General features: G+C 72.3%; 12 protein-coding genes. 5 read left to right on the plus strand and 7 right to left on the minus strand.

The window, feature by feature from the left end; genetic code table 11:
- On the plus strand, positions 1–815 hold an 815-nt coding region (locus tag C3488_RS36595), incomplete at its 5' end, for an alpha amylase C-terminal domain-containing protein (protein ID WP_181139345.1).
- A gap of 203 nt (positions 816–1018) precedes the next feature.
- On the opposite strand, the gene C3488_RS36605 is transcribed toward C3488_RS36595, so the two are convergent.
- The 4 genes from C3488_RS36605 to C3488_RS36620 all read right to left on the minus strand — a co-directional run bounded on the left by C3488_RS36605 (position 1019) and on the right by C3488_RS36620 (position 5695).
- Positions 1019–2428 (minus strand): cytochrome P450, encoded by a 1410-nt coding sequence (locus tag C3488_RS36605; protein ID WP_103845180.1) that lies wholly within the window; start codon positions 2426–2428, stop codon positions 1019–1021.
- A gap of 54 nt (positions 2429–2482) precedes the next feature.
- Positions 2483–4798 carry an AAA family ATPase gene (locus tag C3488_RS36610; RefSeq protein ID WP_258053872.1) on the minus strand — a complete coding sequence of 772 codons (2316 nt, stop codon included), beginning with the start codon at positions 4796–4798 and terminating at the stop codon, positions 2483–2485.
- A gap of 139 nt (positions 4799–4937) precedes the next feature.
- Complete coding sequence (locus C3488_RS36615) at positions 4938–5270, minus strand: thioredoxin domain-containing protein (protein ID WP_308460708.1); 333 nt, start codon at positions 5268–5270, stop codon at positions 4938–4940.
- Entirely contained in the window at positions 5267–5695 is a 429-nt protein-coding gene (locus tag C3488_RS36620; protein WP_103845182.1) for a MerR family transcriptional regulator, read from the minus strand. The genes C3488_RS36615 and C3488_RS36620 overlap by 4 nt, the downstream gene beginning before the upstream one ends.
- A gap of 181 nt (positions 5696–5876) precedes the next feature.
- On the opposite strand from C3488_RS36620, the gene C3488_RS36625 reads away from it, so the two are divergent.
- Positions 5877–7028 (plus strand): serine hydrolase, encoded by a 1152-nt coding sequence (locus tag C3488_RS36625; RefSeq protein ID WP_103845183.1) that lies wholly within the window; start codon positions 5877–5879, stop codon positions 7026–7028.
- Positions 7029–7076: 48 nt separating this feature from the next.
- Here C3488_RS36625 and C3488_RS36630 read toward each other — a convergent pair whose 3' ends face one another.
- Together C3488_RS36630 and C3488_RS36635 are read right to left on the minus strand one after the other, a co-directional pair.
- Positions 7077–7847, minus strand: coding sequence for a DUF2127 domain-containing protein (locus C3488_RS36630; RefSeq protein ID WP_103845184.1), 771 nt, complete (start codon positions 7845–7847; stop codon positions 7077–7079).
- 106 nt (positions 7848–7953) lie between these two features.
- Entirely contained in the window at positions 7954–9633 is a 1680-nt protein-coding gene (locus C3488_RS36635; RefSeq protein WP_103845185.1) for an MFS transporter, read from the minus strand.
- Positions 9634–9799: 166 nt separating this feature from the next.
- On the opposite strand from C3488_RS36635, the gene C3488_RS36640 reads away from it, so the two are divergent.
- On the plus strand, positions 9800–10417 hold the full coding sequence (locus tag C3488_RS36640; RefSeq protein ID WP_103845186.1) for a TetR/AcrR family transcriptional regulator: 618 nt from the start codon (positions 9800–9802) through the stop codon (positions 10415–10417).
- Positions 10418–10595: 178 nt separating this feature from the next.
- Here the strand turns inward: C3488_RS36640 and C3488_RS36645 are convergent, their stop codons facing one another.
- On the minus strand, positions 10596–11996 hold the full coding sequence (locus C3488_RS36645) for a cation:dicarboxylate symporter family transporter (protein WP_103845187.1): 1401 nt from the start codon (positions 11994–11996) through the stop codon (positions 10596–10598).
- Between the two features lie 299 nt (positions 11997–12295).
- Here C3488_RS36645 and C3488_RS36650 point away from each other — a divergent pair, with 299 nt between their 5' ends.
- On the plus strand, positions 12296–13963 hold the full coding sequence (locus tag C3488_RS36650) for a sensor histidine kinase (RefSeq protein ID WP_103845188.1): 1668 nt from the start codon (positions 12296–12298) through the stop codon (positions 13961–13963).
- A gap of 78 nt (positions 13964–14041) precedes the next feature.
- Positions 14042–14640: response regulator (locus tag C3488_RS36655; RefSeq protein WP_103845189.1), on the plus strand; the 599-nt coding region annotated here is incomplete at its 3' end.

Here is a 14640-nt window from a genome sequence, read left to right on the forward strand (position 1 = left end):
TGACCCGGGCGACGCACCACCGGGGGCCGAGCGGCTTCGGGGGCCTCGGCTTCGGGCTGAAGTGGAACATGGGCTGGATGCACGACTCGCTGGAGTACATGGCCCACGACCCGATCCACCGCAGGTACCACCACAATGAGATGACGTTCTCGATGGTGTACGCCTACAGCGAGAACTACGTCCTGCCGATCTCGCACGACGAGGTGGTGCACGGGAAGCGGTCGCTGGTGTCGAAGATGCCGGGCGACTGGTGGCAGCAGCGGGCGAACCTCCGTGCGTACCTGGGCTTCATGTGGGCGCACCCGGGCAAGCAACTCCTCTTCATGGGGCAGGAGTTCGCGCAGGGTGCGGAGTGGTCGGAGGAGCACGGTCCGGACTGGTGGCTGCTGGATGCCGAGTACGGGGCGGAGTCGGACCACCGGGGGGTGCGGGACCTGGTCCGCGACCTCAACACGGTCTACCGCGGCACGCCGGCGCTGTGGGAGCGGGACACCGAACCGTCCGGTTTCAGCTGGGTCGTGGGCGATGCGGCGGACGACAACGTATTGGCCTTCCTGCGCCACGACGCGGAGGGGAGCCCGCTGCTGGCGGTTTCCAACTTCTCCCCTGTCGTCCGCCACGACTACCGCCTGGGTGTGCCCGACGACGTCCCGGCCTGGCACGAGGTGCTGAACACGGACGCGGCGGCGTACGGCGGCGGCGACGTGCGCAACCCGGGCCCCGTGAAGCCGGAACCCACGCCGTGGCACGGCCGCGCGGCCAGCCTGCGCCTGACGCTGCCGCCGCTGGCAACGCTCTGGCTCCGCCCGGCCTAGGTTATTCGCCCCCGCCGCCCCTGCCCGTCCCGTCCCGGGGGGCTGCCGCCCCCAGACCCCCGCTTCGGCCTGAACGGCCGCGTCCTCAAACGCCGGACGGGCTGAAATCCAGCCCCTCCTGCGTTTGAGGAGCGGGGTCCAGGGGCGGAGCCCCTGGGGTGGGACGGGTAGGGGCGGCGGGGGCGAGACACCCCACCGTCGGCTCAGCGGCTGCCGAACATCAGCCTCCGCAGCCCCGCCAGCAACCCCCTCGCCTCCCGTTCCACAGTGCGCGGCTTCTCCGGGGGCTCCGGCGCGCCCCCCGAGGAGCCACGCGCACCCCGCAGCGGCACGTCCCCGTGCAGCTCGTAGCGGACCGGCAGCAGTCGCAGCCCCCGCACCACCGGCCCCGACCGCCACGGCAACTGATCTGGCGGCAACGTCAGTTCCGCCTGGGCGAAGTGCTCGAAGACCCGCCCCACCGCCGTCGCCACGATCATCCCGGCCAGCTCCCGCGCCGCGCTCGGGCACTGGTGCTGCCCCGCCCCCCACCCCAGATGCGCCCGCGTACTGCTCGCCGGGTCTACCGACGAGGACGAGTCGAGCGCCAGCAGGTCCCGGTGCGCGGCCGCCGCCGACGGCGACACCGCGTCGCCCGCGCGGATCCAGAAGTTGCCCAGCCGCACGTCCCGCGCCGCGAAGCGGAAGCACATGTTGGCCACCGGCGGATTGACCAGCGCCGCCCGGTTCACCGTCTCCCCCAGCTGCCCGGCCGACAGACCGCGCCGCACCGTGGCGTTGCCCCGCAGCACCTCCAGGAGCGTGTTCAGCACCATGTTCCCGGTGACGTCGTTGAGGTAGACCGCGTTCATGAACAGCTCCCGGCCCAGCTGTTCGTCCGACAGGTCGGGATCGGCCAGCAGCATGTACGAGGTCAGGTCGTCGCCGGGCTGCCCCCGGCGCTGCGCCGCCAGCCGGGTCATGGCCGCGAGCGCCCTGCCCGTCGCCGCCCCCGCGTCCGACCCGCCGTCCAGCATCCGCCACAGGTCCATGACCAGCTCGTCGCCGAGCTCCACCGGGCAGCCGAACAGCCGCGTCGTCACCATCAGCAGCAACGGCCGTGTGTACTGCGCCCCGAGGTCCGCGAACCCCGTCCGCCCGGACTCGGCGGCCAGCAGGCCGATCAGTTCGTCCGTGTAGCGGGCGACGGCGGCCCGCAGCTCCCAGCCCTGCGGCGTGTGCCCGTCCTGGAAGGGGCGCAGCGCCGAATGGTGGGTGCGGCGGGCCGCCCGGTGCTCGTCGTCGTCCATGAACATCGTCTGCCGCACCTCGTAGCCCGCGAGCAGCGGCCAGTCGGCCGGGAGCCACCCCTGGGCCCGGGCCCGCCAGTACCGTACGTCCCGCCGCCACACGCTCTCGTCGCGCAGCACCTGAAGGACCTCGCGGTAGCCGAGCACCAGCCACACGGGCACCCCCGTCAGCCCGACCGGCGCGACCTGGCCGTAGGTGCGCCGCAGCCGCTCGTACACGGCTCCGGGATCGGCGTCGAACTCCGAGGTGAGCAACGGCGGTACCGGCAGCGAGGCGAGCGACGGGCTGTCGGCCGGCGCGGTCGCGTACGGTTGGGCGTCCATACCGACACGCATACCGCACCGGACGTGCACAGCCGGTGATCACAGCGTGAACTGTTACGCCCCGGTGATCTCCGTTTCCGTTGCGTTCGCCCGCTCGACGTCCGAGTCCCGCAGTGCCGCCGCCAGTGGCTTCGGCAGTTCCCCGCCGTACACCACGCCCAGCCGCTGCGTCGCCCGCGTCAGCGCGACATAGAGGTCGCTCGTGCCGTAACGCCCCGGCTCGACCACCAGGACGGAGTCGAACTCCAGGCCCTTGGCCTGGCGCGGGTCGAGCAGGACCACGGTCCGGGTCAGGTCCGGTTCGCCCCCCGCGGTCACCCCGTCGAACCGGGCGGCCAGCGCCCGGTGCAGCTCGCGCGGGGCGATCACCGCCAGCCGGCCCTCGGCGGGGGTGAGTTCGGCGACCGCCTTCGCCACCGTGCCGGGCAGGTCGTCCTCCGCGCGGCGCGCCCACGGCCGTACGCCCGTGGAACGGACCGAGCTCGGCGGTTCGAAGCCGGGGTGCTCGGCCCGGACCACGGCCGCCGCGACCTCCATGATCTCGGCAGGCGTGCGGTAGTTGACGCCGAGCCGGGTGTGCTCCCAGCGGTCCTCGACGTAGGGCGCGAGGATCTTCGACCAGGAGCCGACCCCGCCGGCCTCGGACGTCTGCGCCGGGTCCCCGACCAGGGTCATCGAGCGGGTCGGGCAGCGCCGCATCAGCAGCCGCCAGGCCATCGGCGACAGCTCCTGCGCCTCGTCGACGATGATGTGCCCGAACGCCCAGGTGCGGTCGGCCGCGGCGCGCTCGGCGGCGCTGCGGTGGTCGGCCTCCTCCTGCCGCTCGGCGAACCGTTCGGCGTCGATGATGTCGTGCGCCGACAGGACTTCCGACGCCTCCGGGTCACTGTCCTCCTTGTCCTCGAACTCGTAGGTCCGGGAGGCGTACGACACGTCCAGCACGCCCTGCGCGTACGACACCTGGGCCTCGCGCTCGCGTTCGGCGCGGGCGCGGGCCGACCGGTCGTCCTCACCGAGGAGTTCGGCCGCCTCGTCGAGCAGCGGGATGTCGGCCGTCGTCCAGGCACGGGTGACCGGACGGCGGATGGCGGCCGCGTCCTCGTCGGACACATAGCCCTCCGGGTCGGCGAGGAAGTCGGCGACCAGCCGCTGCGGGGTCAGACGCGGCCACAACTGGTCGATCGCGGACCAGACTTCCGGGTTCTCGGCGAGTTCGTCGCGGATCTGGGTGATGTCGCTCGCGTCGAGGAGGTTCGAGCCGTCGTAAGGGTCGGTGCCGATCCGTTCGGCGACCATGTCCGTCAGCGTGTTGAGGATGTGGCCCTCGAAGTGCTCGCGCGCCACGTTGTGCGGCAGCTTCGCGGCGCGGGTGCGTTCGCGGGCCACGTTCACGAGTCCGTCGTCGAGCAGCAGGACGTCCCGGTCGTGCTCGATGGCGATGACCGGGTCGGGCAGCGCCTGCCGGTCGGCGACGACCCGCGCGAGCACGTCGGCCATGTCGGCGCGGCCCTTCACGGCGGCGGCCTGGGGTGTGTCGGCGGTGGTGGCCTTCACGCCGGGGAACAGCTCGCCGACCGTGGCGAGCAGCACGCCGGTCTCGCCGAGGGAGGGCAGCACCTCGCCGATGTAGCCGAGGAACGCCGGGTTCGGGCCGACGATGAGGACGGCGCGGCGGGCGAGCAGCTCCCGGTGCTCGTAGAGGAGGTAGGCCGCGCGGTGCAGCGCGACGGCCGTCTTGCCGGTGCCCGGGCCGCCCTCCACCACCAGCACGCCCCGGTGGGGTGCGCGGATGATGCGGTCCTGGTCGGCCTGGATGGTCCGGACGATGTCGCTCATCCGGCCGGTGCGGGCCGCATTGAGCGCGGCGAGCAGCACGTCGTCCCCGGCGGGGTCCTCGTGTCCGGTGCGCTCGCGGTCGGCGACGTCGAGGTGCTCGTCGTGCAGGGCCGTCACCCGGCGGCCCTCGGTGGAGATGTGCCGGCGTCGGCGCAGGCCCATCGGGGTGTGCCCGGTGGCCAGGTAGAAGGGGCGGGCGACCTCGGCCCGCCAGTCGATCAGGATCGGCGTGCGCTCGGCGTCGTCGGCGCGCAGCCCGATACGGCCGATGTGGTGGCTCGCCCCGGAGGTGAGGTCGATACGTCCGAAGCACAGCGAGCCGTCCACGGCGTTCAGGGCGGCCAGCAGGCCCGAGCGTTCGGCGACGAGGATGTCCCGTTCCAGGCGGGCCTGCATGGGCTTGTCCCCCTGGGAGAGAGCGTCCGCGACGGAGACCTCGGTGTCGCCGCGCAGCGCGTCCACGCGCGCGTACAGCCCGTCGATGAATTCCTGCTCGTGCCGCAATTCATCGTCCGGAAATTCGGTGTTTGACAATTCAGCTCCCGCCCGGATATACTGTGTTCACTGAACTTCTCCGCGACTCTGTCCACATTAAGTCGCGAATCATTGAATATACGCACAGAAATCCCCCGAGCGCAATTGCTCGGGGGATTTCTGCTATGCGGACGTGACGTCACAGCACGTCGGACAGCTCCTCCAGCAGCCGCCGCTTGGGCCGCGCCCCCACCATCGCCTTCACGGGCTCACCGTTCCGGAAGACCATGAAGGTCGGCATCGACAGCACCTTGTAGGCGTTCGTCGTCTCCGGATTGGTGTCCACGTCCAGTTGGACCACCTTGAGCCGGTCCCCCTCCTCGACGGCCAGGGAGCTGAGCACCGGCCCCATCTGCCGGCACGGCGGACACCAGTCCGCGGTGAACTCCACCAGCACCGGCAGATCAGATCCGAGCACCTCCGCCCCGAAGTCCGCGTCCGTCACCTCGGCCACACCATCCGCCTTGATCACCGCTCCTGCCCTCCCAGCTCGCACAGCGGTTCCGGACCCCCCGGAACCAGCGCCTCGGCGGCCAGCCCGTCACGGGCCCGCTCGGCGCGCGCCAACTGTCCGGCGACCTTTTCCCGCACCGACCGCAACTCCCCGATCAGCGTGTCCAGTTCGTCCAGCTTGCGCCGGTAGACCGCGAGCGACGCCGGGCAGGAGTCGCCCTCCGGATGCCCGGCCCGCAGACACTCCACGAAGGGCCGTGTCTCCTCCAGGTCGAACCCGAAGTCCTGCAGGGTGCGGATCTGCTGGAGCAGCCGCAGATCGCGCTCGTCGTAGGTGCGGTATCCGTTGCCGCTGCGCCGCGCGGGCAGGAGCCCCCGCGACTCGTAGTACCGCAGGGTCCGCGTGGTGGTCCCGGCCCGCGCCGCCAGCTCGCCGATTCGCATGTCCGCGACGGTAATCCTTGACGCCGACGTCAGGGCAAGGCCGCAGGCGGCGCAACGCCGCAGACGGTCGCGCGGGCCCGCGGGAAAAATCCCGCCAATCCCCCGGCGCGCACCGATGACTCCGGCCCCCTCCGGCGGTCTCATCTGTGACAGGACCCGGCGACGGCGGACGGACGGACCCATGACCACCCTGCACCACCTCCTGAAGACGTACATCGACAAGGGCTGGGCGCCGGGCGCCGTGGCCCTGGTGGAGCGGCACGGCCGTACGGAGAGCGCGGCGGTCGGCTCCCTCGACGCCACCGGCGCGCAGCCGATGCCACCCGACGCGATCTTCCGCCTGGCCTCGATCACCAAGCCCCTCGTGGCCGCCGCCGTGATGACCCTCGTGGAGGACGGCACCCTCGCCCTCGACGCCCCGGTCGCCGTGTGGATCCCGGAACTGGCGCACCCCACCGTGGTGCGCACCCCCGCCGGACCGATCGACGACGTGGTGCCCGCCTCCCGGCAGATCACCGTGCAGGACCTGCTGACCTTCCGCGCGGGGTACGGCTTCCCGTCGGACTTCTCCCTGCCCCAGGTCAAGGCCCTGTTCGAGGTGCAGAGGCCCGGAGCGGATCCGCGCGCTCTCCCCGACCCCGACGCCTGGGTCGCCGAACTGGCCCGCCTACCGTTGCTCTACCAGCCGGGCGAGGCCTGGCTCTACCACACCTGTTCCGACCTCCAGGGCGTGCTGATCGCCCGGGCGACCGGCCGTCCGCTGCCCGAGGTGCTGGCCGAGCGGATCCTTCAGCCGCTGGGGATGAGCGACACCGCCTTCGAGGTGCCGGCCACCGAGCGCCACCGCCTCACCACCGCCTACCGCCCCGACGGCACGGGCGGCCTCGAGGCCATCGACACCCCGGACGGCGGCTGGAGCAGTCTGCCCGCGTTCCCGTCCGGCGGGGGCGGCCTCGCCGGTACGGCCGCCGACTGGCTGGCCTTCGCCCGCATGCTGCTCGCCGGCGGGACCACGCCCGACGGCCGCCGTGTCCTGACCACGGAGTCGGTGCGCCGGATGACCACCGACCATCTCACCGCGGCGCAGCGCGCGAGGGCCGCCCTGTTCCTCGAGGGACAGGGCTGGGGCTACGGCGGCTCGGTGGACATCGCCGCCTCCGATCCATGGACCGTCCCCGGCCGCTACGGCTGGGTCGGCGGCACCGGCACCAGCGCCCACGTCGTCCCGGCCACCGGGACGGTCGCGATCCTGCTCACCCAGCGCGCGATGGAGGGGCCGACCCCGCCCGCCCTGATGCGCGACTTCTGGCGGTACGCGGCCGGGACGTCGTGACGGACCCGGGCGGGCCGGTGGCGGTCGGGACGCCGGCACCGCGACGGTTCAGGGGGTGAGCAGGACCCCCGCCGACTCCTCCACCTCCAGCAGGGAGGCACTCCGCCGCTCCTCCTCGAACGCCTTGCGGCCGCCGCGCAGCCCGAACAGGCGCTTGGCGAACGCGATGTAGAGGACCGCGAGGATGTTGAGGACCAGTGTCGCGATCTTCAGGCCGCTGATGTGCTCGGTGAGCTCGTACACCTCCAGCGGCAGGAAGGCCGCGGTGGCGACGACCGTCAGGTACTCCGCCCAGCGCTTGGCGTACCAGAGTCCGACCGCCTCGACCAGCTCGATCAGCGCGTACGCCAGCAGCAGCCCGGCCACCAGGATCAGCGTGGAGTGCCGGTAGCCGAAGGACTTCTGGATGGTGTCGACCACGGGCGAGTGGTCGAGGTCGTAGTGGAAGTGCCGGAAGACCGGCCGGAAGACCTCCAGGTACTCGTTGAACAGCCGTCGCACCGCGTCCTGGCTGTTGCTGAACCTCCACACCGCCACCGCGACCAGCACGATGAACACCCCGCGTACGGCCCGCTCGATCGCCAGGAAGCGCAGGATGAACAGGTCGCGCAGCACCTTGCCGCGCGGCACGAGCGGGGCGTCGCCGGCCGGTCCCGAGCCGTGCGGCTCGCCGAGCACGAAGTCGCCGCAACGCAGACAGCGCCATACGTCCCCGAGCGCGGTCTGGGCGTGCAGCCGGATCCGCAGCCGGGGGTCGTCCGGCGCGTAGGTCACATGCCCGCGGCGCGCACAGGTGCGCCGGTCCCAGTCGATCTTCATTGCCCCCGTGCCTCCCGCATGAAGGTGCCGTGCCGGTCGTTCCGGCACGGCACGGTAGTGCATGTCCTACGAGACGTGGGGGCAGGGCGCGGGGTTCCCGCCGAGGTCAGCGGCGTCCGGCGGCGACGGGTTCCCGCTCCTCGGCCTGCGTCTCGGCGGGCTGCGCGGGGCGGTCCTTGCGCGGCAGCAGCGCGGCGACCAGGACGGTGCCGACCCCGAGGACCACGGCGCCGACCAGGCTGGTGTGGGCGACGGCGTCCGCGAAGGACGAGCCGACCGCGTCGGCCATCTGCCGGGCGCCGTCCGCGAGCTGGCCGGCCTGTGTCTTGAGCTGTGCGGCCTGCTGGGCGCTGCCCGCGTGGGCGGCCTGCTCGGCGAGCTGCCGGGCCCTGTCGCCGATGCCCTGCGCGACCGCGTATCCGGCGCCGACGGAGTCCTGCGCGGTGTCCAGCGTGCTCGCCGGGAGCCGGCTGCCCGCGGTGGCGTCGGCCAGGTGCGAGGAGTAGGAGTTGGCGAGCACCGAACCGAGGAGGGCGATGCCGAGCGAGCCGCCGAGTTCGAGGGACGTGTCGTTGACGGCGCCGCCGACGCCCAGCTCGGACTCCGGGAACGCCCCCATGATCGCGTCGGTGCAGGGGGAGAGCGCGAGGCCGATCGCGAGGCCCAGGATCACCAGGGGCAGCACGAAGTCGCCGTAGGCGGATCCGGCGTCGACGCGGGTGAGCAGCGCGAGCGCCGCCGTGCCGCCGACCATGCCCGCGGTGACGGTGATCCTCATGCCGACGCGCGGGGTGAGGAACCCGGTCAGCGCCGAGCCCACGAACACGGCACCGGCGAGCGGCAGCATGCGTACGCCGGTCTGCAGGGCGTCGTAGCCGAGGACGAACTGCAGGTGCTGGGTGAGGTAGTAGAAGGCGCCGAAGACCGCCAGGAAGAACAGCGCGACGGCGAGGTTGGAGCCGGCGAAGCGGCGATGGGCGAAGCGGCGCACGTCCAGGACCGGGCGCGGGTGGCGCAGCTCCCAGGCGACGAAGAGCACGAGTCCGACGCCCGCGACCACGGCGGCCGTGACGGCCTTGGCGCCCCAGCCGAAGTGCGGTCCCTGGATGATCATGTAGACGAGCGAGCCGATCCAGACCACCGACAGCAGTCCGCCCACGACGTCGATCCGGTCGTGGTGGGCGGCCTTGGACGGCGGGACCAGGACGAAGGCCGCGACCAGCGCGACGGCGGCGATCGGCACGTTGATCAGGAAGGTCGAGGACCAGCCGTGGTCCTTGAGCAGCGCTCCGGCGACGACCGGTCCGGCCGCGATGGCGAGCCCCGCGGTGGCGGTCCACAGGGTGATCGCCTTGGCGCGTTCGGCGCGCGGGAAGGTGGCGGCGAGCAGGGAGAGCGTGGCGGGCATGATCAGCGCGGCACCGACGCCCATCACGGCGCGCGCCGCGATCACGGTGGCGGCACTGTCGGCGAGGTAGCCGAAGACGGCGCCGCCGCCGAAGACGACGAGCCCGAGGGCCAGTGCCCCGCGTCGGCTGTACTTGTCTCCGATCGCGCCGAGCAGCAGCATCAGCGCCGCGTAGGGGACGGTGTAGCCGTCGATGACCCACTGCAGGTCGGCGCTGGACAGACCGAGGTCGCGGGTCATGTCGGGGGCGGCGACGGTGAGGGCGGTGTTCGCCATCACGATGATCAGCAGGCTCAGGCAGAGCACGAGCAGCGCCCACCACCGCCGGCGGTAGGGCCGGTCCGTCCTCTCGACCGGTTCGTTCATGACGAGACGCATGAGTGCGGGCCTTCCTCTCCTCCATTGCCCATGACGCGCAGAGCGACTTGCACATCACCGTGCAACTGCACAACACTGTGCAAGGTACGGTATTGCACAACGATGTGCAAATGGAGGAGGTGGAGGCCCTGTGGAGCCGTACGGTCGCCCCGCGGGGCCGTGCACAATGGCAGCCATGACCACGGGTAACGCCAGCCGGGCCGATGTAAACCGCCGCCGCATCCTGGATGTCGCACTGGCCGAGTTGCTGCGCGACCCGGATGCGTCCATGGACCAGATCGCCCGGGCCGCGGGGGTCGTACGGCGCACGGTGTACGGGCACTTCCCGAGCCGTGAGGCGCTGATCGGCACCCTCGTCGACGGCGCGGTGGAGGCGGTGGCGGCGGCGCACGCGGCGGGCCGCGAGGGCGTCACGGACCCGGCGGAGGCGGTGGCCCGCTCGACGCTGGCCGTCTGGGAGGTCGCCGACCGCTACCGGATCCTGGTCGCGCTGGCCCAGCGCAGCGTCACCGTGCAGGGCATCCGCGACCGGCTGGCACCGGTCCGCGAGGCCTGTACGGAGATCCTGGCACGCGGTCTTGAGCAGGGCGTTTTCGCATCGCCGCTGCCGCCGCAGGCGCTGGCGTATGTGCACGAGCAGATGCTGATCGCACTGATGGAGGCGGTGAACGACGGCCTGCTGGCAGCGCGGGAAGCGGGCCGCTCGGCCGCGGTCACACTACTGGCCGCGGCGGGGGTGCCCGCCGCGCGGGCCGGCGAGCTGGTGGCGAAGCTGAGCGGCTGAAGACCGCCCCGGGAACAGAAAAAGGCCGAGCGGCCGAGCCCACGGGGGGAGGCTCGACCGCTCGGGGTGAGTGGCGCCAGGTAAGGGGCGCGGGACGCGACATCACGCCGCTCCACGGCGAGGGGGCGACCAGCCAGGGGCGGCCCGCAGGTGCCGGGCCGCTCCACCAGCGGGGCGCTCAGGCCTTGGCCAGCTCCTTGTCGCCGCCCTGACCTGCCACCTCGGCGTCGTCGGCCTCCTCGGCCGGGACCGCCGAGCGGCCCTCGTCCAGCAGCGTGGTCTCGTCGAAGGGCAGCTGTCCGGCGAGCACCTGGCGGACCCGCTCCTTGTCGATCTCCTTCGTCCAGGTGCCGATCAGGACGGTGGCCACGGCGTTGCCCGCGAAGTTCGTCAGGGCGCGGGCCTCGCTCATGAAGCGGTCGATGCCGACGATCAGGCCGACGCCGTCGACCAGCGCGGGCTTGTGCGACTGCAGGCCGCCGGCCAGCGTGGCGAGGCCGGCGCCGCTGACACCCGCCGCGCCCTTGGAGGCGACGAGCAGGAAGAGCAGCAGCGGGATCTGCTCGCCGACGGACATCGGCGTGCCCAGCGCGTCGGCGATGTAGAGCGACGCCATGGTCATGTAGATCATGGTGCCGTCGAGGTTGAAGGAGTAGCCGGTCGGGACGGTGATGCCGACCACGGGCTTGCTGACGCCGAGGTGCTCCATCTTCGCGATGAGGCGCGGAAGGGCGGACTCGGAGGAGGACGTGGACAGGATCAGCAGGAACTCACGGGCCAGGTACTTCAGCAGCGAGAAGATGTTCAGGCCCGAGACGATGCGCAGCACCGCTCCGAGCACGACGAAGACGAACAGGACGCAGGTGACGTAGAAGCCGAGCATCAGAACGGCGAGGCTCTTGAGCGCGGCCAGGCCGGACGAGCCCACGACGGCGGCGATGGCACCGAAGGCGCCGATCGGCGCGGCCCACATCACCATGGCGAGGATGCGGAAGACGAGCCGCTGGACGTGCTCGATGCCGCGCAGCACCGGCGTGCCGACCGGGCCCATCGCCTGCAGCGCGAACCCGGCGAGGAGCGCCACGAGCAGGGTCTGCAGGACCTGGCCCTCGGTGAAGGCGGAGACGAACGTCGTCGGGATGATCGAGAGCGCGAAGTCGACCGGCGGCAGCGCGTCGGACGACACCTGCGCGTGGCCCGCCTGCTTGATCGCGTTCGTCAGGTGCAGGCCCTCACCCGGGTGCAGGACGTTCCCCACCACCAGGCCGATGGTGAGTGCCACCAGGGACATCACCAGGAAGTAGCCGAGGGCTATGCCGCCGACGGCACCGACCTTGGCGGCCTTGCGTACCGAACCGATGCCCAGCACGATCGTGCAGAAGATGATCGGCGAGATCATCATCTTGATCAGGTTCACGAAGCCCGTGCCGAGGGGCTTGAGCTGGACGGCGGCATCGGGGGCGGCCAGGCCCACGGCGATGCCGAGCGCCACCGCGACGATCACGGCGATGTACAGGTAGTGGGTGCGGTCCCGCTTGGCTGCGGGCGCGGCAGGTGCCGTTGGGGCTGTGCTGGCCACGGCTGCCCTCCTCGACGACGTCGTCGGTTGATCCGGCGTGCGGCTCACGTCCGGGGGATGGCGGGAGGCGTACTCCCGGGGTCCGGGAGGCGTACTCCCGGGATTCCGGGAGGCGTACTCCCAGGATTCCGGGAGGTGTACTCCCGTGATCCTGGGCGTGTACTCCCGGGGTCCGGGAGGCGGCGCACGCTCCCGGGGGGATGCCGTGACTATCTCCCGCCCCTGTGAGGGCGGTCACCCTTCCGTTCATTTAGTTCTCGCTTATACGGAGAGCGGGAACGGCGAGGCAGACTGAACCCATGCGCGTACCCCCCATACCGAGACCCCGCAGCCTCGCAGGTCAGCTGTTCGCCATGCAGGCCGTGCTGATCGCGGTGCTCGTGGCCGGGTACGCGCTGTTCACCTACGTCAGCGACCACAGCCAGGCCCGCCAGGCGGCCGACCGGCAGGCGACGGCGGTGGCCCGCTCGGTCGCGGACTCCCCGTCGGTCCGGGCGGCGATCCGCACCGCCGACCCGACGAAGTCGCTCCAGCCCTACGCGCTCCAGGTGCAGCGGCACACGGGCGTGGACTTCGTCACGATCATGAATCCCCAGGGCATCCGCTGGACCCACCCCAACCCCCAGCGCATCGGCGAACACTTCCGCGGCCACATCGAGCGCGCGCTGAAGGGCGAGACCTTCACCGAGAGGTACACCGGCACCCTCGGCCCGTCCGAGCGCGCGGTCACCCCCATCTGGGACGGCGGCCGCATCGTCGGCCTGGTGAGCGCGGGCATCAAGATCGAGACGGTCACGGCCCGGGTCCAGGACCAGGTCACCGCCATGGCCGGCGTCGCTGTCGGCGCGCTGCTCCTGGGCGGCATCGGCACCTACGTGATCAACGCCCGGCTGCGCCGCTCCACCCACGGCATGAACGCCACCGAGCTGAGCCGTATGCACGACTACCACCAGGCCGTCCTGCACGCCGTGCGCGAGGGCCTGCTCATGCTGGACGGCCAGTTCCGGGTGGCGCTGATCAACGACGGCGGCCGGGAGCTGCTCGGGGTGAGCGGCGAGGTGGTGGGCCGCTCGGTGGCGGACCTCGGACTGCCGGCGCCGTTGACGGGCGCGCTGCTGTCCTCCGAGCCCCGGGTCGACGAGGTGCACCTGACGGCGGCCCGGGTCCTGGTGGTGAACACCTCCCCGGTCTCCGGCGGCGAACGCCGGGGCACCGTCGTCACCCTGCGCGACGTGACCGAGCTGCAGGCGCTGACGGGCGAGCTGAACTCGGAGCGCGGCTTCACCCAGGCGCTGCGCTCGCAGGCGCACGAGGCGGCGAACCGGCTGCACACGGTGGTGTCGCTGATCGAGCTGGGCCGCGCGGAGGAGGCGGCCGACTTCGCCACGGCCGAGCTGGAACTGGCGCAGGCCCTCACCGACCAGGTGGTCGCCGCGGTCAACGAGCCCGTGCTGGCGGCACTGCTGCTGGGCAAGGCGGCACAGGCGAACGAGCGGGGCGTGGAGCTGGTGGTGTCCGACGACAGCAGCATCGACGACGGTCTGCTGCCGCCCTCCCTGCCTGCCCGGGACCTGGTGACCATCCTCGGCAACCTGATCGACAACGCGGTGGACGCGGCCCAGGGCTCGGTGGGCGCCCGGGTGACGGTGACCGCGTACACGGACGGCCCGGACCTGGTCCTGAGGGTGTCGGACACCGGGGACGGCGTGGACCCCGCGCACGCGGAGGCGGTGTTCGAACGCGGTTGGTCGACGAAGCCCGCCACCGCCCCGGGCGGCCGCGGCCTGGGCCTCGCCCTGGTCCGCCAGACGGTACGCCGCCACGACGGCACCCTCACGGTGTCGGAGGCGCCCGGAGGCGGGGCGGAGTTCGAAGCCCGGGTGCCGTTGCCTACCGTGGGGGCGGCCATCGCGGCTCAGCGGACGTCACCGGGCGCCGAGGCCGCCCTCCCCGGAGGAGACGCATGAGACGCACCCGCACCGCGCCCGCGTCCGGAGGTGACGCATGAGACGCACCCGCACCGCGCCCGCGTCCGGAGGTGACGCATGACCGAGCCCATCCGCGTCCTGGTCGTGGAGGACGACCCGGTCGCCGCCGATGCACACGTGATGTACGTGGGCCGGGTGCCGGGCTTCACGGCGGTCGGCAAGGCGGCCACGGGCGCCGAGGCGCGCCGCGCCCTGGAGCGCACGCAGGTGGACCTCCTCCTGCTGGACCTGCACCTGCCCGACGTGCACGGCCTGCAGCTGGCGCGCTCCCTGCGGGCGGCCGGGTACCACGCGGACGTGATCGCGGTGACCTCGGCGCGGGATCTCGCGGTGGTGCGGGAGGGCGTCTCCCTGGGGGTCGTGCAGTACGTACTGAAGCCCTTCACCTTCGCGACACTGCGGGACCGGCTGGTGCGGTATGCGGAGTTCCGGGAGGCGGTGGGCGAGGCGAGCGGCCAGGACGAGGTGGACCGCGCCCTGGCCACCCTGCGGGCGCCGGGCCCGGCGGCGCTGCCCAAGGGGCTCAGCGCGCCGACACTGGAGCGGGTGACGGGGGCGCTGCGGGACGCGGAGGAGGGGCTCACGGCGGCGGGGGTCGCCGAAGCCGTGGGGATCTCGCGGATCACGGCCAGGCGGTATCTGGAGCACCTGGTGGA

This window comes from Streptomyces sp. Ru72 (assembly GCF_002920635.1).
GTDB lineage: Bacteria > Actinomycetota > Actinomycetes > Streptomycetales > Streptomycetaceae > Streptomyces.

Bases quoted from the DNA above. Each gene is read 5' to 3' on its own strand.
- C3488_RS36605 (WP_103845180.1), bottom strand. From the start codon at position 2,428: ATGGACGCCCAACCGTACGCGACCGCGCCGGCCGACAGCCCGTCGCTC.
- C3488_RS36620 (WP_103845182.1), bottom strand. From the start codon at position 5,695: ATGCGAATCGGCGAGCTGGCGGCGCGGGCCGGGACCACCACGCGGACC.
- C3488_RS36625 (WP_103845183.1), top strand. From the start codon at position 5,877: ATGACCACCCTGCACCACCTCCTGAAGACGTACATCGACAAGGGCTGG.
- C3488_RS36630 (WP_103845184.1), bottom strand. From the start codon at position 7,847: ATGAAGATCGACTGGGACCGGCGCACCTGTGCGCGCCGCGGGCATGTG.
- C3488_RS36635 (WP_103845185.1), bottom strand. From the start codon at position 9,633: ATGCGTCTCGTCATGAACGAACCGGTCGAGAGGACGGACCGGCCCTAC.
- C3488_RS36640 (WP_103845186.1), top strand. From the start codon at position 9,800: ATGGCAGCCATGACCACGGGTAACGCCAGCCGGGCCGATGTAAACCGC.
- C3488_RS36650 (WP_103845188.1), top strand. From the start codon at position 12,296: ATGCGCGTACCCCCCATACCGAGACCCCGCAGCCTCGCAGGTCAGCTG.